We start from the raw sequence: 20,239 nt of genomic DNA on the forward strand, positions 1-20,239 counted from the left end.
AGTGGCGTCGGGATCAATCCGACGCCACGGGCACGATCCTACTCGAAGGTGGCGAAAAAGTTCTCGGCCGCAGCCGCCGCGTCGTTCGAGCCGCCGCTCCAATATTCGTCGACGAAATCGTCGAGCGCGCCGACCTGCTGCGGCGTGAGCACGATCGCCTGATCCGGCACGATCGCGCCGGCAGCCATCAGCTCCGCACCCTTCTGGGCGCAGGCATCAAGCTTCGACTTATCGACATCGGCGCGCATCGGGACCGAGCCCTTCTTAAGGGCGAATTCGACCTGGACGGTCGGGTCCATCACGACCTCGGCAAGAAGCTTCTGCGCCTTATCGGTCTGGCCATTGCCGGTCTTGGGGAACCAGAGGGCGTCGGCGATGTAGACCATGCCCTTTGATTCAGGAGCGATCATGCAGCCATAATCCTTGCCCGGTTCCTTGCCGGCGACGGTGAATTCGCCCTTGGCCCAGTCGCCCATGAACTGCACGCCGGCCTTGGCGGTGATCAGCATGGCGGTCGCATCATTCCAGTTGCGGCCCGCAGCACCCGCATCGACATAGCCGCGCAGCTTGCCGAGGATTTCAAGCGCCTTCTTGACGCCGGCGACAGACGCTTCACTCTTGTCCTTGTCGACATAGATCTTGAGGAAGCCGTCGATGCCGACCTGCGAGAGCAGGATCATGTTGAAGACCTTCGTCTGCTGCCAGGGCTGGCCGCCCCAGGCGACCGGGATGATGCCGGCGGCCTTCAGCTTGTCGAGATCGGCGAAAAACTCGTCCCAGCTCTTCGGTTCCTGCGCAATCCCAGCCTTGTCGAAGGCTTCCTTGGAATAGAAGACCCAGCTTTCGCCATGCGCGCCGGTCGGCGCGAGATAGACCTTGCCGTCATAGGAAATGAGGTCATGGATCGATTTCGGCAGGGCGTCGGCCCACTTGCCGGCGGCGGCCACGTCGTCGATCGAATTGAACAGGCCCTGGCTGACGAAATCGGCGGCGGCAAGGCCGATGACGCCCTGCTTGGCGCCGGGCGCATCACCGGCAACGATACGGTTCTGAAAAGCCGCGTCGGCCGCGCCGAAACCGGCGATCGAGGAATCCTTCCAGACGCCGCCGCGCTTTTCGAATTCCGTCTTGATGACGTTGAGGGCTGCGGCTTCGCCGCCCGATGTCCAGGACGACATGATCTCGATCGTCGGCTTGTCCTCGGCATGCGCCGCGGCGAAGAGACCGGCGAAAGCCACACCGGCAAGAAAAAACTTCATCATGGTCTTCATATGTTCCACCTCTTGAAAATGCCCTCTTGGGGGGGCGTTTGTCGTCTTCGGAATGATATCAGCGGTAGATCGGCAGGAGTGCCTGCCGGACGAGCGTGAGCCCGTTAGCGATGTCGCGGACCGGATCCGGCGCGGCATCGAGTTCAAGGATCGCCCAGCCTTCATAGGCCCGGTCGCGCAGCAGCCGGATCCAGGCCGGCCAGTCGACCCGTCCGAGGCCGAAGCCGCAGAAATAGGGCTGGTGGCGTTCGTGGATGTGCTTGTCGATCGGGGTGTCCGCAGGCATCGGGCCGATCGCGTCCTTCCAATGGGCGATGATCATGCGCTCATGATGGCGGTCGACGAGCTGGACGGGGTCGGAGCCGGCAACGATGATGTGGGCCGTGTCGGGGCACATATGCACATAGGCCGGATCGGTCAGCAACATCATCAGGTCGACGTCGCGCGCGGCGGCAAAGACCGAGTGCGCCTCCGTGTGCATCGCGAGCCGGACGCCTCTGGCATGGAGGGTCGCGCCGAGCCGGTTGAGGAAATCCGCGATTGCCTTGGCATGGTCGAAGTCATGGAACTGCACCGGCTGGGCGCCGAGCGTCTGGCGCAGGGGGGCGCCGATCACCATGATATCGCTGCCGCAGGCCTTCAGGAAATCGGCATATCGTTCCGCCTTGTCAATCAAAGCGCGCTGGGCTTCAGGGTTGGTAAAGTCTCCCGCTGCCTCGAGCTCTGCGAAGAAGCCGCTGCAAAGCGTCAGCCCGCGCCTTGCCAGTTCGGCGGCAAAGCCATCGATCGAACCGTAGGTCTGGATCGCGTCCTGCCAGTTGAAGGGAGAGAAGGTCAACTCGACACCGGTGACGCCGGAAGCCTGGACGCTGTCGAGGATTTTGTCCCAGAAGGCGCGCGGCGCGGCGCGCGCATGGTCGGCAATCGCATCATGGCTGCCGACGCCCCAGAAGCCGGGATGAAAGAACGTCACGAGATCGACACCGAAGAGTAGTCTGTCGTCAGTGGCCATAACAATCCATTCTCAAGGCACGATCCTATCTGTATGCGAAACAGCGGCTCCGCATTCAATACGTCGTGCATTTTCAAAGCATTAAGAGACGGCAATCGTTTGCCATGCCCAGATGATAGCCACGCTGGTTTTTTAAGCAAGCGATTTTTGGCAAACGTTTGCTATAAACCGTCACCTGCCTTAGAATTGCAAATCGAGGCATCCGGGAGGACGGAATTAAAGGTGAATAAAAACAAGGATGTGGCGGGAGAAGAGCCGTCTGGGGCTTTGATGGCTGATGTCGCGCGGCTCGCCGGTGTCGCAATATCGACGGTCAGCCGGGCGCTTGCCAATCCCGGACGGGTCAACGAGAAGACCCGTGCCAAGATCAATGCGGCCGCCAGGCAACTCGGCTACACGCCGAACGCAATGGCACGCGGCCTGAGGGTCGGAAAATCCAACATCATCATGATCGTCCTGCCGGGATCGCTTTATTATGGCGTCTCCCAGATCATTCCTCAGGTCCTGCAGAGCATCAACAAGACGCTGATCCAGGGCGGCTATAACCTGATGATCGCCAACCTTGATCGCGACGAGGCCTCCGAGCGGCACATTCTCGATCTCGCCTTCGGCGGCAGCGTGCGCGGCGCCATCATCCTGTCGTCGAAGCTTCCGGAGGTCGACGGGCGTTCGCTGGCAAATTCCGGCCTGCCGATCGTGTCGATGCTGCTCGACATGAGCGATGCGGGCCTGCAGAGCGTCGTTACCAATGATCGCGAGGCTGTGCGCGACGTCACGGCCGAGTTGGTCCGGCTGGGGCATCGGCGGTTCCTCTATCTTGCAGGCCCTGAAGGCAATTATCACGATGTCGAGCGCTATGGCGGCGTGCTCGAGGCGCTCGATGCAGCCGGCCTGCCACAGCAGGCAGTGCGTCGCTCGGGCGGTCGCCTCGATTATCAACACGGCTTCGACATCGGCGTTCAGGCGGCGGACGATTTCACGAAGCTAGCCGAAAAACCAACGGCGGTTATCGCCACCAGCGATGACATGGCCATTTCATTCATCAGCCGCATCAAGCGTGCAGGCTTGCGCATTCCCGATGATCTGTCGGTCGTCTCCTTCGACGGCTCCCCGGTCTGCGAATTCTCCGCGCCGCCACTCTCGACGATCGAGCAGCCGGTGGAAGAGATGGGCCGCGCGGCGGTGGAACTCCTGCTCGACACCATTGGCCGGGCGCAAAACCCGGCAACGCTGCGTATCGTCATCCGCAGCAGGCTTATCCTGCGGGAGAGCATCGCCGCTGCGAAGACTTGACGATGCCGGAACCCGCGGCCTCCCGTAATCAGGGGCCGCACCATCAATTCTGAAGTTCCACTATAATCCATCAAGCGGTTCCGGCGGTTCTTACAGCCGCGCGGGAGATTTTAGTTGTCAGTAATACAATCGTCCGGCAACATTACTGGCCAGCTTCTTGAACTGAATAGTATTGCCACCAGCGCGTTGGGGAGACGGGCATGTGTGCAGAGCTTGTTGAACGTCGGCTGGCGGCTATTCTGGCTGCCGATGTGGTGGGCTATAGCCGTCTCCTCGAAGCCAACGAAGAGGAGACGCTCAACGCCCTTCGTCAGCATCGCCGGGAACTCTTCGATCCTGCTGTCGCAACCCATGGCGGACATATAATCAAGGTCATGGGCGATGGTTTCCTGGTCGAGTTCGGCAGCGTGCTGAGTGCGGCACGCTGCGCTGTCGAGATCCAGCGCGGCATGCTGGAGCGCAACATAGGGATTCCGGCGGACAGGCATTTTGCGTTCCGCATAGGCTTGAATCTCGGCGACATCGTCTTCGATGAGGATGACTTTCATGGAGACGGCATTAATGTCGCAGTCCGGCTGCAAGCTCTTGCGGCCCCTGGCGGTATCGCCTGTTCGGCGGCCGTGCGCCACGAAGTCGCCAACAAGCTCGGCCTCGGTTTCGCAGACCAGGGCGCCATGACCGTCAAGAATATATCCCGACCGGTCCATGTCTATTTTGCCGATTGGGGCAATGCCCCCTCCAGTGAAGAGGTTCCGCTTACCGCAGGCGGACACACACGGGCGCCCGTCAACAAGCCCTCGGTTGCGGTTCTGCCATTCGCCAACATCAGCAACGATCCCGAGCAGGATTTCTTCAGCGACGGCATCACCGAAGATCTCATCACTGATCTATCGAATGTTTCAGGCCTGTTCGTACTAAGCCGCAACACTGTCTTTACGTGGAAAGGCCGGAGCGAAAACCTCCAACGTATCGCTGCCGAACTCGGCGTTGCCTATATCGTGGAGGGCAGCGTCCGCAAGGCAGGCAACCACGTCCGGATCAATGCGGAATTGATTGAAGCAGCCAGCGACGGCCATGTCTGGGCCGCGCGTTACGACCGCGATTTGACCGACATTTTCGAAATGCAGGACGAGATCGTCAAGGCAATCGTCGGGCAGCTCAAGGTCAAGCTGCTGCCGGAGGAGAAGAGGGCAATCGAGCAGGCGCCGACAGAGAGCGTTGAAGCCTATACGCATTTCCTCCGAGGACGCGAATACTACCATATTGCTTCACGCTCCAACCATCTGATGGCCAGGCAGAGCTTCGCCAGAGCCATCGAACTGGATCCGGGTTATGCCCGCGCCTATGCCGGCATCGCGGTCTGCGATGCGCGCCTGCGGTCTCAATTCGGCGCTGAAATTCCGGTCGAAGATATTCTTGCAAACACGGCGACGGCGCTCCTTATCGATCCTAATCTGGCGGAGGCTTATGCTGCCAAGGGATTTGCTTTGGCGGTGGCCGGCAATCGCACCGAGGCAGCTTCCGCATTCGAGCAAGCTTTGTCGCTCGACGCCAATTGCCACGAAGCGAACCGCTACTATGCCGAATTTTGCGTCACTGAAGGTCAGTTCGAACTTGCGGCTACGCACTTTCAGCGGGCGATGGAAATCAAGCCTGCCGACTACGGTGCACCGATCATGCTTGTGAACGTCTTACGTTCACTCGGACAAATAGATAAGGCCAGCAGCTATGCCAGGATCGCATTGAAACGGGCGGAGGAGGAACTGCGGCTCCATCCGGAGAATGCCAATGTTGCCTGCCTGGGAGCGACAGCGCTGGCCTTCCTCGGTGTTCGCGACACCGCGCTGGAATGGTTGGCGCGCTCCCTGGCGACGGATCCCGATGATATAAACATTCAGTACAACGCCGCCTGCACCTATGCACTGCTTGGCGAGATCGATCGGGCGATAGACTTGCTTGAAGTCTGGATGCCGCAAGTCGGCATCGAAATGCGGCTATGGTTCAAGAATGATTCCGATCTCGATCCCATTCGCAGTCACCCGCGCTATTTGAAACTGGTTTCACTGTCTGAACAACGTCACTAATACCATTTTATTACTTGCTAAATCTGCCACGAGCGCCGAATGTCAACTTAAACTGGCAATCAAGAAAGTCTTTTGAGGGGGAGCGGATGGGCACCCGGTTCAGACTTTTTGTGCAGCCTCCGTTTGAAGATGCTCGATCAAGTCCCGAGATTGTCGAAGTGTCGTCTCCGTTGGGCAGCCTGACCGCTGGTCCGGCCGACGATTACATGTTTGTTGTCGAACCGGTCGGCAAAATCTCTCCCTATGGCGTAAACCACGGCCCGCTCGGGACGCCGTATATGTCCCTTCCGCCCTGGACGGGCAAAATCCTCGAGCCGGCCGCTCCCGATGAGCGCGGCAATTTCGACCATCTCCGACCTTCGATGCCCGCTTTCGAAGCCGCGCATGTCTTCGGCTGCGTACGGTTCACACTCGATGTTTGGGAGCGTTATCTCGGCCAGCCGCTTACGTGGCATTTTCGCGCTCACTATGACCGGTTGGAAATCTCCATTTTGCCGCAGTGGGACAACGCCCAGTACGGCTACGGCTTCCTTGAAGTCGGCAGCCAGTTCGAGAAGGATGGGCGCATCCTTCCCTTCAGCCTGGATTTCGACGTCATCGCCCATGAGGTGGGGCACGCGATCATCTTCAGCGTCCTCGGCGTACCGCGCCCGGGAACCGAGTATCCGGAATATCTCGGCTTCCAGGAGTCCTTCTCAGACTGCGTGTCGCTGATCGCGGCCATGCATTTTCCGTCGGTGATCGAGAATGTACTCGAGGAGACGCGCGGCAACCTTTACCGGGCAAATCGCCTCGCACGCTTTTCGGAATTCTCGCCGCATCGTCAGATTCGTTCGGCAAACAACAAACGGACGATGGCCGAATTCACGCGTGCCTGGAAGGACGAACACGAGCTCTCCCAGCCACTCACCGGCGCGGTATTCGATATACTCGTCGATATCTTTCACGAGAGCCTGGTGGCGCGAGGCCTCATCTCCCGGGACGTCGAAGATCTCTCGGATATTGCCGAGTTCGACCCGACTGCCGAGGCGCCCGTACAGCTCGCTTTCGACCGCGCTTTTGCGCGGAATCCGGATGGATTTGTCGAAGCGCTGCTCGATGCACGAGACATCGCCGGCACGTATCTGGCGGAAACCTTGTGGACCCTTGCTCCCGACTTTTTGGACTACGGCGACGTCGCGGAAACGATGCTTGCAGTTGATCGGAAGGAAACTGGCGGCCAATTCGCGGGGATCATCACCGGAAATTTCGGGCAACGGGCGATCGGCAAGCTACACGCCGGCGCGCACCTCAAGGGTAGCGAGCATCGCAGCCATTTTCACTCTGCGCGAATCTTGCTGCCGAGAGATCATCTGAATCTTCCGAAGATGAGCTATCGCGAGAAAGTTCTGCTGTCGAAATTAGCTAGAAGCCAATAATCACAGGGATGGAGGGAGAAGTGGCAGACAATGAAACTTTACTAGGCATATCATCGATACATCTGTTCGGACGTCCGCTGAGCGATCTGATCCTTAGAGGAGGTCCCATTTATCAGAATCTAAGCGTACCAATAGCGGGAAGAAATAATTTTCTGAGAGACCAGCTTGGTGCAGCCGACGCGGTTCTGGCGCGAATCTTCGCTTTCTCGTTCGAGGGGGCGTTCGTTGAACTTGGTCGACCAGCGATCTTCGTTGTCCACGGCCCGGGAGCCGATCCTGACGATCCGCCGCCGAGGAACGTGGATGGCGATATTGAGTATGACAGATTGTATCGGGCTCCTGGTTCGAGTGCGCGAACCGGCCTTGGTTCCCAATTCGGAGCACTCGCCAAGGACATCAGGGTCTGGATTTATGACAAGGGCGACGTCTCGATGAGACTCGATGCTGAAACAGGAACCCTCGAGCAAATCCTTCTGTCGGCCGAGGTTTCCTCTGACCCCCGAGGGATGGCGAGCAGCGCAATGTCCAGATCGGGCGGGGCCCTGTCCCGCTCCGGTGGCGTGATGTCAAGATCAGGTGGGTTCATTCCTCGAAGATCAGGCGATAACGAGTAATTCAAGTTAAAGACGGATGAGGGAGGATCATATGCCCGCCGCAAACCCTAAAGTTAAAATCGAGCGCCTCGAGCCGGAGACCGTCGTTGCTCCATTGCTTGTTCGAACGCCCTTTAAAATAATAGGCTCCGGTCTCAGCAACAAGATATATGTCTATATCTCTACTCAGCCAGACGGGAGTGACGACGTTTCAAACCCAACTGGCAGCGACAAGAAAGAAATCTATAAAATCAAAATAGATACCGATGGCTCTGCGACGAGCACAGACAAAGTGTTGTCGCTCGTTGTTAAACCGGAACTAGATGCCGGCCCCTTCGACGAAAAAACTGAGTTCTGGATTGCCATAAAACTGGATGACATGAAGGGCAAAGTTGAAGCGACACGAAAAACATTCAAACTTGTCTGACGTCGAGGCCGCCGCTATCGATGGCGAATTGAGGGCGTTCAGGACTTAAGCGCTTTTGTCTCAGCGCCGGCTGCCATAACGGCATCCGGCGCCATGTCCCCACAGGGCGCGGACTGCGCTCCATCAAAACTTCGTCTGACCCCATCAATCCGCCCGTCGTGCTACGAAATCACAACACCGGGCGATCTGAAACTTCGGCTATGCGCGGTGGTATTTTAAAATTCCGAGCACGCACATGGACCTCTCGAAGATCAAGACGCTGATCGACTTTGTCGGACGATCTAATATTACCGAGCTGACCGTGACGGAAAAGGACGTGACGGTTCGGATTTTCCGAACGGCAGCGAGCCAGGAGGCTGTCGCCGAACCCGAGCGAAAGCCGAGACCGATCGCCGGTGCGCCCTCGGGCGGCGTCGAGCAAACCTCCCATGCGGTGACGGCGCCTGTTTTCGGCGTTCTCCACAAGGCCCCGGCACCCGGGGAACCGCCATTTGTCGCGATCGGAGACGCGGTGGAGGAGGGGCAGACGCTCTTCATCATCGAGGCCATGAAGGTTTTCAACACGATCACCGCACCGCGGGCCGGGCGCATCATGCGCCTGACCGAAATAGACGGCGGCGAGGTCGAGACCGGCGACCTGCTGGCGGAGATTGCCTGATGCCGGAATCAACTGAACAATCCGCTGTCTCACGGCGCCGCTTCGATACCGTCTTCATCGCCAATCGCGGCGAGATCGCAGCACGGATCCAGCGCGCCTGTCGCGAGCTCGGCCTCAAGACGGTGGCCATCTGCTCCGAGGCGGACAGGGAAGCACCCTACGGCAGCACCGCCGACAGCTTTCTCTGCATCGGCCCGTCGAGCGCGGCGAAAAGCTACCTCAATCAGGATGCCATTCTTCTCGCGGCGCGCCTGACCGGTGCAGGCGCCATCCACCCCGGTTACGGGTTTCTGTCGGAAAATGCGGCATTCGCCGACGCTGTCGAAAAGGCAGGGCTGGTCTTCATCGGTCCGACGGCTTCGTCGATCGCGACCATGGGCGACAAGATCGCGGCGAAGCGGGCGATGATGGCGGCGGGCGTGCCGTGCGTTCCCGGGCCGGACACGGCGCTGCCCGATGATCCCGCATCGGTCGAGCAGCTCGCGCTGGAGATCGGCTATCCCGTCATCATCAAGGCATCAGGCGGCGGCGGCGGCCGCGGCATGCGCGTCGTTCCGAGGGCCGACCAGTTGCATGAAGCAATCGCGCTGACCCGGGAAGAAGCCCGCAAGGCTTTCGGCTCGCCCTCACTCTACATGGAAAAATTCCTGGGGCATCCGCGCCACATCGAAATACAGGTTCTTTGCGACGACCACGGCAACATCGTATGGCTGGGGCATCGAGACTGCTCGATGCAGCGCCGCCATCAGAAGGTTGTGGAGGAGGCGCCGGCGCCTGGAATCGCATCCGATATCATCCGGCCGGTCGGCATGGCCTGTGTCGAGGCCTGCCGCCAGATCGGCTACCGGGGCGTCGGAACCTTCGAATTCCTCTATGAGGACGGAGCCTTCTATTTCATCGAAATGAACACCCGGCTTCAGGTCGAGCATTCCGTCACCGAGCTGACGAGCGGCGTCGATATCGTCCAGGCGCAGATAAGGGCGGCCCAGGGTGAGGTTCTGAACCTCATCCAAAGCGAGGTGATCTGCGAAGGCCACTCTTTCGAATGCCGCATCAACGCCGAAGATCCCGACACCTTCCTGCCGTCGGCGGGCATCATCACCCGTCTGGCTTTGCCTCAAGGACCCGGCACCCGCGTCGATACGCATATCCATGCCGGCTATAAGGTCTCGCCCTATTACGACTCGCTGATCGCCAAGCTGATCGTGCATGCGCCGACGCGGGCGAAAGCCATGGCCAGAATGTGCGAAGCGCTTGCCGGCACCGAGATCGAGGGCATCGCCACCAATATTCCCTTCCTGCGCGCCCTGTTCGAGGACCATGCTTTCGCGCGCGGCGAAACCGACATTCACTATCTCGAACAATGGCTGAAGCTGCGGAGGGCGGCGGCATGAGCGCGATCGATTTCAGCGATCCGGCCACCATCGCGCTGCTGACCCAAGCACTGACGGCCGCCGGCGTGGACGGGCTGGAAATTTCCCGTCCGGGCGCCCAGCTTCGCATCGTCATTTCAGGGGAGGGGGAGGCGCGGATCAGCGCGACAGAGGCAGCGCCGCGCGAGCCACGCGCCACACAGACGGTCGTGACGGCGCCGATGGCGGGCCGCTTCTGCGTCGAACATCCGGCCGCCTCCGCCGTGCCGCAAAATTTGCCGCGATCCCAGTCCGTCGCCGATATCCTCGGCTTCATCAGGGTAGGGGATGTGCTGCTTCCCCTTCGCGCCGACCCTTCCGGTGTTATGACCAGACTGCTCGCCGCGCCCGGCGCGCTGGTGGGCTACGGCGATCCTCTGTTCGAAATCAGGTTCCCATCATGATCGTCACGACGAACAGGCACGCTTCGCAACGCGAGATCGTTCCGGCCACCAACAGCCGGGCAAGGGTTTCCTCGGTCGGCGCTAGAGCCTTCCTGCTCGAGGCGCCCGGTGAATTCGATCTTGTCGCGCAGCGGCGGATCTGGGCTCTCTCCCAGACTGTGAAAGGCTGGGCGGATCTTGCGGAAGATATTCCCGGGATGACCAATCTGCTGGTGATTTTCAAGGAGACGCCCGAGGACCCCGATGCGGTGGTCGCACGGCTGCTGGAGGCATGGGCGAATGCTGAGAGCATCGATCTCGATGGCAAGACCATCGAGATCCCCGTCCATTACGGCGGCGAACACGCGACCGATCTTCCGGCCCTTTGCAATCTCTCGGGCCTCAGCGATCGCGAGGTGGTGCGTATCCATCATCAAGCGACCTACCGTGTTTTCGCTTTGGGAAGCGCTCCCGGCTTCGGATATCTGCATGGTCTCGACCCACGTATCTACATGCCACGGAAGACCGTCCCCTCGCTGAAGATGGCGAAGGGCTGCGTGACCATCGGCGGCATGCAGACCGGCGTCGCCATGCTGACAGGACCGAACGGCTGGAATTCCATCGGCTTTGCCACACTCGAAATGTTCGACCCCACCTCGCCGATCCCGGCCATGATGGCGCCGGGAGACACGGTCCGGTTCCTGCCGGCGAGGATCGAGCTATGATCGAGATCCTGGAGAGCGGCCCTTTCAACACCGTGCAGGACCTTGGCCGTCCCGGCTATCGCGATATCGGCGTATCGGCGAGCGGCGCGATGGATCCGCTTGCGGTCCGGATCGGCAATATTCTCGTCGGCAACGACGAGAACGCTGCCGTGGTCGAGGTGCAGACCTTCCCGTTCCGCCTGCGTTTCGAGCGACGTATCGCCTTTGCCATAACCGGCGCCGACGGCAATCCCCATCTCGACGGATCGGAACGGCTTGCCTGGTGCGCCTATGTCGCCGAGCCCGGACAGGTTCTCGAACTGAAGCAGCCTCCGCGGCTGGCGCGCTCCTACGTCGCGCTCGGCGGCGGCCTGGATATCCCGGTCGTCATGGGCTCGCGCAGCACGTCGCTACGCGGCGGCTTCGGAGGCAATGCAGGCCGGCCACTGGCGAAAGGCGATCGGATCGCGATCGGCGAGGACGCGGAGATTGCCATGCTGCCGGCCACGGGCCTCGCCGTCGTCGAACCGGCGACAGCGCTCAGCGATGTCTTTCCGGCCCCGGTCGATGGCGTATTGCCGATCCGCGCTCTGCCGGCAGGCGAGCATGAGCTTTTCACCAAAGACGGCGAAGCCTTCTGGAGCCAGACCTGGAGGATTTCCTCCCGAAGCGACCGGACGGGCTACCGCTTGTCAGGCGAACCGATCAAACCGGTGGCATCCATCGAGATGCGCTCCCACGGTGTCGTGCCCGGCGTTATCCAGGTGCCGCCCGGCGGCGAACCGATCGTGCAGATGAGCGATGCGAACACCGCCGGCGGATATCCGAAAATCGCCGGCGTGATCGAATCCGATCTCTGGCGGCTGGGACAGGCCCGCATCGGCGCCCGCCTCAGCTTTGTTCGCTCGACACACGCCGAAGCGCGCGCTGTCGAACAGGCCGTCGCCCGCTATGTCGACGACGTCAGACGGACGTCCCGGATGGTCAAGCGCGCTTTGAAGGCGATGGCTTAGGACCCTCACAAGGAGGAACTCATGAAGATCGATCTGAATTCCGATATGGGCGAAGGATTTGGTCCCTACCGGCTGTGCGACGACGAAGCGATGATGAAAATCGTCTCCTCGGCCAACATCGCCTGCGGTTTCCACGGCGGCGATCCCGATACGATGGGACGCATGGTCCGGCTCGCAAAGCTGAACGGCGTCGGCATCGGCGCTCATCCCGGTCTGCCCGACCGGCTCGGCTTCGGCCGGCGCGAAATACCGTTCTCGGCAGACGAGCTTCGCCAGCAGATGCTCTACCAGCTCGGCGCACTGATGGCCATCGCCAGGAGCGAGCGGGTCGCCGTCTCTCATATCAGCTTCCATGCAGCCATGGGCAATATGGTCAACCGCGATCCCGTCCTCGCCGACCTGATGATGGATGCGATCGCTACCGTGGACCCCGGTCTCGTGGTCTTCGTCACGTCGGGCAGCGAGATCGAATTGGCGGCCAGACGCGCGCGCCTGAAGACGCTGGCGCTTTTCCTCGCGGACCGTGCCTATGATGCCGACGGCAAACTCGTCGCGCGCGGGCTCCCGGGCGCCGTCATCAAGGACGAAGCCTCGGTGCGCGCCCGCGTGCGGCAATTCCTGCTCGATGGGACCGTCCAGACGATCGAAGGCGCCGTGATCGCCATGCCGGCGCGCTCCATCCTCGTGCACAGCGATACACCCGGCGCCCTCGAACTCGCCGGCATCGTTCGCGGCGAAATCGAAGCCACGGGCGCGGCACTCGCTCCCGCTGCCGGACTCGCCGAATGACTCAATGCCGATCGCCCGCGGGCGGTCCATAACTCCAATCCCTCGCCGAAGGACCATTCCGATGTCCATCAAAGCCGACCGCCTGAAAAACGTCTCCATATCAGCATCCGCCGCCATGACCCAGCGGGCCAGGGAGCTCGCCGCCAAAGGGATCAAAGTCGTCAGCCTCTCCTCCGGCGAGCCGGATTTCCCCACGCCGGCGCACGCCATCGAAGCGGCGCATGCGGCGGCTCTCGCGGGCGACACGAAATATCCGCCGATGGACGGCACGCCGGCCCTCAAGGCCGCGATCATCAGGAAGTTCAAGCGTGACAATAATCTCGACTATGACGCCAGCCAGATCGTCGTTTCGGGCGGCGGCAAGCAGGTGATCTTCAATGCGATGCTCGCAACCTGCAATCCGGGCGACGAGGTTGTCATTCCGACACCCTCCTGGGTCAGCTATGCCGATATTGTCAAATTCGCCGGCGGCGTGCCCGTCGCGGTTCCCTGCCACGAGCAGACCGGCTTCAAGCTGCGCCCGGAGGATCTGGAGGCGGCGATTACGCCGCGCACCAAATGGCTCTTCCTTAATTTCCCGAACAATCCGACGGGAGCAGCCTGCTCCCGGACGGAGATGGCCGCCATCGCCGAGGTCATGCTGCGCCATCCCCACGTCTGGATCATGACCGACGATATTTACGAGCACCTGGTCTATGACGACTTCCAGTTCTGCACCATGGCGGAAGTCGAGCCGAGGCTCTATGAGCGCGTCCTGACGATGAACGGCGTCTCCAAGGCTTACGCGATGACGGGGTGGCGGCTCGGTTTCTGCGCCGGCTCGAAAGAGTTGATGGCAGCTATCAGCAACGTCAACGGTCAGAACGGCGGCGGCATCGCGACGCTGACGCAGGCGGCCGCGACCGCGGCGCTCGACGGACCTCAGGATCTCCTGAAGGAGCGGGCGGCAATCTACAAGAAGAGACGCGACTTCGTCCTCGGCAAACTGTCGGAGGTGGAAGGGCTGCGCTGCCACAGGCCCGAAGGCGCCTTCTACATCTATCCCAACATTTCAGGGCTGATCGGCAAGACCAGCAAGGGCGGACGAAAGATCGAAACGGATGTCGATTTCGTTATGGCGCTCGTGGAAGAGCACCATGTGGCGACCGTGCAAGGCGCGGCTTACGGAATGAGCCCCTTCTTCCGCATTTCCTACGCCACCAGCATGGAGAAACTCGGTGAGGGCTGCGCCCGCATCGCCGAGTTCTGTAAGGATATGCGCTGACCGGCAGCCCCCGCCTCAGTCTTTCAGCCGCGCCGTCAGCTCGAGGAGAATGTCCCGGACGGCAAGGGCCGGTTCCGACAGGGGATTCTGGTCGGAAACGCAAAGCGACAGGGTTTCCTCGATCCGCGGAGAGACGAGCCGGCAGATCAGCGGCTCGCTTGATTCCGATACGATGCGATCGGCGATGGCTTTCGGCATAATCGTTGCGCCGAGACCGTCGCCGACCGCGCGCCCCAGGGTGCGGACGATCTCGACTTCCGCCACGACTTTCAAATTGGTGCGGGTGCGCGTGAAGGCGGTATCGACTGCGCGGCGGACAAAATTATAGGCCGGCGGCAGCAGCATCGGTATCCCGTCGAGAGCGTTGACGGAGACAGGTTTCGCATCCGCCTCGATTGCAAAATCGCGATGGGCGACCAGGAAAAATTCTTCTCTGAGGATGGGTTCGAACCGCACGCCTTTGATTGGCCCGGTTCCATGCAGAAGGGCCATCTCCAGCCGGCCGTTCATGATCATCTGGCTATAGGTCTGCCCCACACTTTCGGTCAGATGCAGCAGGATGCCGGGATGCCGCTTCCGCGTCTCCGCCAACAGGTCGACCGACAGCGTGGCAGCGCTGCTGAAAGGGACCAGACCGACAGAGACACGCCCAGCAAGGGAATTGCCGGCCGCCGAAGCATCCGCTTGCGCCTGCTCCATCTGCCGGAGGATAATCTGGGCATGGCGATACACCGCATGGCCCGCATCGGTCATGCTGACGCCCTGCTGGCTGCGGATCAAAAGCTTCTGGCCGAAATGCTCCTCCAGCGCCGCCAGCTGCTGGCTGAGCGCCGGCTGGGCGATATGCAAAAGATCCGCCGCGCGCGTGATGCTGCCGCTGTCGACGATCACGATGAAGGATTTAAGGCGTCTGATGTCCATGAGGATCGGGGAACCGTTCTGATCTGCTGGGATGGCATGTTTGCAGACGCGTATAGCTTTTGCAACGCGACGCGATCGTCAACTGGGCCGGCCTTGCCGAGGCACGAACACCGCCAATAGCGCCGACATCGCATCTTTCTCTTCTTCGGCAGCCGCGCAAGGCTCCATAACCGTTGCTTATTGCTCCAGAGATAATCGGTCTTAGGCAAGGAATTAAAGCTTCGCTACTCTCTCGATCAACAACAAGGGAACGACAATGCCATTCTCCGACTACAAGACTGCACTGGTAACCGGCGCATCCTCCGGAATCGGCGCAGCCGTTGTCGAGCGGCTCCGCCGGGAGAATATCGAGGTCCACGCCGTTGCCCGCAGCACTGACGCGCTGCAGCAGCTGGCCGCGCGCACGGGCTGCATCCCTCACGCCATCGATGTGACCGACCGCAAGGCGATGGCCGAGCTCGCGGATCGGGTGGAATTCGACATTCTCGTCAACAATGCCGGCGTCGACCGGCCGAAGAAGTTCCTCGAAGCCGATGAAGGCGACATCGATCTCATCGTCGACGTCAATCTGCGGGCGGTGCTGCACCTCTGCCGCCTGGTGGTGCCCGGCATGGTGGCGCGCGATCGCGGCCATGTCATCAATATCTCGTCGATTGCCGGCGCCTACAATTTCGGCGGCAACTCGTCCTATCACGCCACCAAGGCGGGGGTGAGCATGCTGTCCAACCAGCTGCGCATCGACGCCTTCGGCAAGCGGGTTCGGGTCACGGAAATCTGCCCCGGCCGGGTCGCCACCGACATCTTCAAACACGTCCACGGCAATGACCCCAGCGTCCGGGAACGGTTCATCGACGGTTTCGAATTGCCGCAGGCGACCGATATCGCCGATGCGATTGCCTTCGCAATCGCAGCCCCCGTCGCGGTCAACATCGGACATATGGAGATCACCCCGACGCTGCAGGTCATGGGCGGTCTGCAGACGGCCAAGCCGCAGCCTGTGGCGAAGACGGATCAATCCGGGGAGCCAAAACCGTGAGCGGCTTCGACCTTTCGGCGATCCTCGGAAATCCGGAATATGCCGACATGCTGCTGCATGGCATCGAGATGACCTTCATCATCTATGCCGGATCCTGGTTGCTGGCGATGATGCTGGCGCTTCTGCTGCTGGGTCTGCGCCTGTCACCCTTTCGCCTCGGCGATCCGTTGGTCGCAGCTTACGTTTCCTATCACCGCAACGTCCCGACGCTGGTGCAGCTCATGCTCTGGTATTTCGGGATCTTCACGCTGATGCCGAGCGGCATCGGGAATTGGCTTGCAAGCCACAATGCGGAATCCATCTTCGCGGTGATCGGGCTGGGGCTCTGCCAGGCGGCCTATTTCAGCGAAGATCTTCGTTCGGGCGTACGCTCGGTCGCTGACGGCCAGATGCAGGCAGCCCGTGCACTGGGCCACGGCTACGTCTCGGCGATGCGTTTCGTCATCATGCCGCAGGGCGTGCGCAACGCGCTGCCGCCGCTCATCAATCACAGCGTCTCCCTATTCAAGAACAGCAGTCTCGCCGTCGTCATCGGCGCGTCGGAACTGACGCATGCCGTCAAGGAAATCGAGAACCTCAGCTTCCGCACCTTCGAGATCTACCTGATCGGCACGGTTCTCTACCTCTTCTTCTCGCTGGTGATCATGAGCATCGGCGCCTATCTGTCGATGCGCGCCGATCCCGCCAGGAGTGCCCGCGCATGATCCAGGACATGATCGCCATCGTTCGCGATTACTGGCTGCTGCTGTTGGTCGGTCAATATCCGAACGGACCGCTCGGCGGGCTCGCCAACACGCTGATCCTCTCGGCGCTCAGCATCACTCTCGCCTTTCCTGCCAGCATTCTGTTTGCAATGGCGCGACTCTCCAAGTCGCGGCTGCTGCGCTGGCCGGTCACCGCGCTTGTCTATTTCACCCGCGGCGTGCCGCTCCTGATGCTCATCCTGTGGAGCTATTTCCTGGTGCCGCTCTTGACCGGCGCCGATGTGCCGAGCTTCGTCACCATGCTGACGACGCTTGTGGTCTATCAGAGCGCGTTTCTCAGCGAAGTCGTCCGCGCCGGCATCGTCGCGCTTGGACCGGGCCAGATGGACGCGGCGCGTGCGCTTGGCCACGGCTATATGGGCGCGATGCGCTACATCATCCTGCCGCAGGCGCTCTACAACATGATCCCGAGCATCCTCTCCACCTTCGTCTCGACGATCAAGGATACGACGCTCGGCTATGTGATCAATGTGCCGGATCTCACCTTTGCGGCAAGCCAGGTCAACAACCAGCTCCTGACGCAGCCCTTCCAGGTCTTCCTCATCCTGGCGATCGTCTACTTCATCATCTGCTGGACGCTCACCTACTTCGCAAATCGCCTCGAGCGGCGCATCACGCGGCGGCGTGCGGGACTTCTCAAGGTTCCCACGGCCTCTCCGGTCACGCCATCGAAAATCGTATCGGAGCAGCTATGACCATGTCAGTTTCCGCGCAGGAATCGCAGACGATCCGGCTTTCGCAGGTCTGCAAGAGCTACGGCGACTATCCGGTCCTGAAGAACATCGATGCTGAGGTCGCACGCGGCGAGGTGGTCGTCATCTGCGGTCCATCTGGTTCGGGAAAATCCACGCTGATCCGCACGATCAATCGCCTCGAGGAGATCAACAGCGGATCGATCACGCTCGATGGACAGAACATCCACGCCTCGATGCGGGCGAAGGAGCTCAACACAATGCGCAGCCGGATCGGCTTCGTCTTCCAGAACTTCAACCTCTTTCCGCATCTTTCCGTGGCTGAAAACGTCTCGATGTCGCCGATCCGGGTAAAGGGCGTGGCGCCCGATATCGCGCACGAGAAGGCGCTCAAACTTCTCGACCGCGTCGGCCTCGCCGACAAGGCCCGGGCCTATCCCGGTCAGCTGTCGGGCGGCCAGCAGCAGCGGGTAGCAATCGCCCGTGCGCTTGCGATGGAGCCGCCGGTGATGCTGTTCGACGAACCGACGAGCGCGCTCGACCCCGAAATGGTCGGCGAAGTTCTGGGCGTCATGAAGAGCCTGGCATCGGAAGGCATGACCATGCTCTGCGTCACCCATGAAATGGGCTTCGCGCGCGAGGTCGCGGATCGGATCTGGTTCATCGATGCCGGCCAGATCATCGAAATGGCGACGCCTGAAAATTTCTTCAGCAATCCGACCCATCCTCGGGCTCAGCGTTTCCTCGCTGATCTCAGGCATTGATACCAACCATCAAAAACAAAGGAGAACAGCAATGAACTGGAAATACCTGAGCCTCACCGTCGCATTGGCCGGCCTGGCGGCGGCGATGCCCGCGAAAGCCGATCAGCTCGACAACATCATGTCGGCAAAGACCCTGCGCTGCGCGACGTTTGCCGACGTTCCCCCCTTCGCGTCTCCCGATCCGAAGACCCGCGAAATGGCCGGTTTCGACGTCGATCTCTGCGGCGCCATCGCCAAGGAACTGGGCGTCAAGGCTGAAATCAAGCCGGTTTCGGTCGAAGCCCGCGTGCCCGAGGTCAAGCTCGGCCGCGTCGACATTACCGTTGCCAACCTTGCCTATACGCTGAGCCGCGCCGAACAGATCCAGTTCAGCGATCCCTATTACCTCGCCAAGGAAATGCTGATCGTGCCGGCCGATGACGCCGGCAAGACGAAGGCCGATTATGCAGGTCAGCGCATCGCCTCGACCAAGGGCTCGACCTCGGAAATGTCGATCAAGCTCAACAAGTCCGAGCCGCTGACCTTCCAGGATACCGCCTCGGCCTACCTCGCCGTTCAGCAGGGCAAGGCGCGCGGCATGGTGGCGAACACCATGACGACGACCAAGTTCGTCAACGAATCGAAGAGCAAGGGCAAGGAAATGCGGATGATCGAGGAGCCGATGCTCTACCAGCCGATCGGCATCGGCATGGCCAAGGATCAGCCGGCGCTCACCGCCAAGATCAACGAGATTCTGCATAAGCTCGACGAGTCGGGCGAGATCAACAAGATCTGGGACAAGTGGCTCGGCCCGAACACCGAGTACAAGATGGCCCGTACCGACAAAGTCGTGCCGCTCGCGCAGCTGAAATTCGACCCGATCCCGTAGACCGACCGGTCTCGGAACCTCCCGATGACAATCAACCCGAGATAAGACGGCGGGATATGCCCGCCGTCTACCAACGATGTGAGGCATCCATGATTCATATAAAAGACATCGCTGAGCGGCCCAGCAAAGCCGACATCGAGGCCGTTTCGAAATTTTCGCCGGCGACCATCCACGAAGCCCAGGGCCGCCGCGGCGCACTTTCCTCCCGCCTCAAGCCCGTCGACTGCCGCATGAAATTGTGCGGCCCGGCATTCACGGTGAAATGCGCGCCGCGCGACAACATCATGCTGCAGCTCGCCATCAACTATGCGAAGCCGGGCGACATCATCGTCGTCTCGGCTGGTGAATACGAAGAAGCCGGCTCCTTCGGCGACGTGCTTGCCAATGCCTGCCTCGCCAAGGGCATCGGCGGCCTGGTCACGGATACCGGCGTGCGCGACACGCTGCAGCTGCGGGAACTCGGCTTCCCCGTCTTCTCGCTCAGCGTCTGCATCAAGGGCACGGTCAAGGAAACCATTGCGGCGGTGAATGACACCATCATCGTCGGCGGTGAAACCATCAATCCCGGCGACATCATCGTCGGCGATGCCGACGGACTGGTGGTCGTGCGCAGGCAGGAGGCCCAGGAAGCCGCCCGGCTGTCGCAGGCGCGCGAAGATGCCGAAGCCAGCTATATCGCCGCCTACAAGGCGGGCAAATCGGTCATCGAGGTCAGCAATCTGGCGCCGGTGCTGAAAGCCAAGGGCCTTGTCGTCGACATCTGAGATACTCCCTGATGCCTGGCCGGCGCAGCAAAGCCAGTTGGGCGTCAGGTTCTTGCCGATCCCTCTGTCATACCGGTCTGCACATGCCAGCGCTCACAGATCGGCCTGG

The 20,239-nt window shown here is 60.9% G+C and carries 21 protein-coding genes; 18 read left to right on the forward strand and 3 right to left on the reverse strand.

Annotated features, from left to right (window positions below):
* Positions 1-38: 38 nt before the first annotated feature.
* A complete protein-coding gene (locus tag HJC04_RS23195) occupies positions 39-1,271 on the reverse strand; it encodes an ABC transporter substrate-binding protein (protein ID WP_221147246.1) in 1,233 nt (410 codons plus the stop codon).
* Positions 1,272-1,329: 58 nt separating this feature from the next.
* Positions 1,330-2,283, reverse strand: coding sequence for a sugar phosphate isomerase/epimerase (locus tag HJC04_RS23200; protein ID WP_221147247.1), 954 nt, complete (start codon positions 2,281-2,283; stop codon positions 1,330-1,332).
* Positions 2,284-2,505: 222 nt separating this feature from the next.
* On the opposite strand from HJC04_RS23200, the gene HJC04_RS23205 reads away from it, so the two are divergent.
* From HJC04_RS23205 to HJC04_RS23260, 12 genes are all read left to right on the forward strand, one after another.
* Positions 2,506-3,576: a LacI family DNA-binding transcriptional regulator gene (locus tag HJC04_RS23205; protein WP_221147248.1), complete on the forward strand. Its 1,071-nt coding sequence runs from the start codon at positions 2,506-2,508 to the stop codon at positions 3,574-3,576.
* A gap of 200 nt (positions 3,577-3,776) precedes the next feature.
* Positions 3,777-5,660: an adenylate/guanylate cyclase domain-containing protein gene (locus tag HJC04_RS23210; protein WP_221123308.1), complete on the forward strand. Its 1,884-nt coding sequence runs from the start codon at positions 3,777-3,779 to the stop codon at positions 5,658-5,660.
* A gap of 86 nt (positions 5,661-5,746) precedes the next feature.
* Complete coding sequence (locus tag HJC04_RS23215; RefSeq protein WP_221147249.1) at positions 5,747-7,078, forward strand: hypothetical protein; 1,332 nt, start codon at positions 5,747-5,749, stop codon at positions 7,076-7,078.
* Positions 7,079-7,086: 8 nt separating this feature from the next.
* Complete coding sequence (locus HJC04_RS23220) at positions 7,087-7,692, forward strand: hypothetical protein (RefSeq protein ID WP_210633481.1); 606 nt, start codon at positions 7,087-7,089, stop codon at positions 7,690-7,692.
* Between the two features lie 31 nt (positions 7,693-7,723).
* Positions 7,724-8,098 carry a hypothetical protein gene (locus tag HJC04_RS23225; RefSeq protein ID WP_221123310.1) on the forward strand — a complete coding sequence of 125 codons (375 nt, stop codon included), beginning with the start codon at positions 7,724-7,726 and terminating at the stop codon, positions 8,096-8,098.
* Positions 8,099-8,333: 235 nt separating this feature from the next.
* Positions 8,334-8,756 carry a biotin/lipoyl-containing protein gene (locus HJC04_RS23230; protein WP_221123311.1) on the forward strand — a complete coding sequence of 141 codons (423 nt, stop codon included), beginning with the start codon at positions 8,334-8,336 and terminating at the stop codon, positions 8,754-8,756.
* Positions 8,756-10,150 carry an acetyl/propionyl/methylcrotonyl-CoA carboxylase subunit alpha gene (locus HJC04_RS23235; protein WP_221123312.1) on the forward strand — a complete coding sequence of 465 codons (1,395 nt, stop codon included), beginning with the start codon at positions 8,756-8,758 and terminating at the stop codon, positions 10,148-10,150. The genes HJC04_RS23230 and HJC04_RS23235 overlap by 1 nt, the downstream gene beginning before the upstream one ends.
* Positions 10,147-10,572, forward strand: coding sequence for an acetyl-CoA carboxylase (locus tag HJC04_RS23240; RefSeq protein ID WP_221123313.1), 426 nt, complete (start codon positions 10,147-10,149; stop codon positions 10,570-10,572). Before HJC04_RS23235 ends, HJC04_RS23240 begins: the two co-directional genes overlap by 4 nt.
* Positions 10,569-11,276, forward strand: coding sequence for a 5-oxoprolinase subunit PxpB (gene pxpB, locus HJC04_RS23245; RefSeq protein WP_221123314.1), 708 nt, complete (start codon positions 10,569-10,571; stop codon positions 11,274-11,276). The genes HJC04_RS23240 and pxpB overlap by 4 nt, the downstream gene beginning before the upstream one ends.
* On the forward strand, positions 11,273-12,268 hold the full coding sequence (locus HJC04_RS23250; protein WP_210633475.1) for a biotin-dependent carboxyltransferase family protein: 996 nt from the start codon (positions 11,273-11,275) through the stop codon (positions 12,266-12,268). The genes pxpB and HJC04_RS23250 overlap by 4 nt, the downstream gene beginning before the upstream one ends.
* Before the next feature lie 21 nt (positions 12,269-12,289).
* Positions 12,290-13,057 (forward strand): 5-oxoprolinase subunit PxpA, encoded by a 768-nt coding sequence (locus tag HJC04_RS23255; protein ID WP_221147250.1) that lies wholly within the window; start codon positions 12,290-12,292, stop codon positions 13,055-13,057.
* A gap of 61 nt (positions 13,058-13,118) precedes the next feature.
* Positions 13,119-14,321 (forward strand): pyridoxal phosphate-dependent aminotransferase, encoded by a 1,203-nt coding sequence (locus HJC04_RS23260; protein WP_221147251.1) that lies wholly within the window; start codon positions 13,119-13,121, stop codon positions 14,319-14,321.
* A gap of 15 nt (positions 14,322-14,336) precedes the next feature.
* Here HJC04_RS23260 and nac read toward each other — a convergent pair whose 3' ends face one another.
* Positions 14,337-15,242, reverse strand: a complete 906-nt coding sequence (gene nac / locus HJC04_RS23265; RefSeq protein WP_210633472.1) for a nitrogen assimilation transcriptional regulator NAC — start codon at positions 15,240-15,242, stop codon at positions 14,337-14,339.
* Positions 15,243-15,498: 256 nt separating this feature from the next.
* Between nac and HJC04_RS23270 the strand changes: the two genes are divergently transcribed.
* The 6 genes from HJC04_RS23270 (at position 15,499) to HJC04_RS23295 (ending at position 20,130) form a co-directional block, all read left to right on the forward strand.
* Positions 15,499-16,278, forward strand: coding sequence for an SDR family oxidoreductase (locus HJC04_RS23270; protein WP_210633471.1), 780 nt, complete (start codon positions 15,499-15,501; stop codon positions 16,276-16,278).
* The gene (locus HJC04_RS23275; RefSeq protein ID WP_210633470.1) at positions 16,275-16,982 is read left to right on the forward strand and encodes an amino acid ABC transporter permease; all 708 of its coding nucleotides are present in this window, start codon (positions 16,275-16,277) and stop codon (positions 16,980-16,982) included. Before HJC04_RS23270 ends, HJC04_RS23275 begins: the two co-directional genes overlap by 4 nt.
* Entirely contained in the window at positions 16,979-17,737 is a 759-nt protein-coding gene (locus tag HJC04_RS23280; RefSeq protein ID WP_221123319.1) for an amino acid ABC transporter permease, read from the forward strand. Before HJC04_RS23275 ends, HJC04_RS23280 begins: the two co-directional genes overlap by 4 nt.
* Positions 17,734-18,498, forward strand: coding sequence for an amino acid ABC transporter ATP-binding protein (locus HJC04_RS23285; protein ID WP_210633468.1), 765 nt, complete (start codon positions 17,734-17,736; stop codon positions 18,496-18,498). The genes HJC04_RS23280 and HJC04_RS23285 overlap by 4 nt, the downstream gene beginning before the upstream one ends.
* Positions 18,499-18,529: 31 nt before the next feature.
* On the forward strand, positions 18,530-19,366 hold the full coding sequence (locus HJC04_RS23290; RefSeq protein WP_210633467.1) for an ABC transporter substrate-binding protein: 837 nt from the start codon (positions 18,530-18,532) through the stop codon (positions 19,364-19,366).
* 89 nt (positions 19,367-19,455) lie between these two features.
* Positions 19,456-20,130, forward strand: coding sequence for a 4-carboxy-4-hydroxy-2-oxoadipate aldolase/oxaloacetate decarboxylase (locus HJC04_RS23295; protein ID WP_221123320.1), 675 nt, complete (start codon positions 19,456-19,458; stop codon positions 20,128-20,130).
* The last annotated feature ends 109 nt before the right edge of the window (positions 20,131-20,239 follow it).

This window comes from Rhizobium sp. NLR8a, assembly GCF_019685235.1.
GTDB lineage: Bacteria > Pseudomonadota > Alphaproteobacteria > Rhizobiales > Rhizobiaceae > Rhizobium.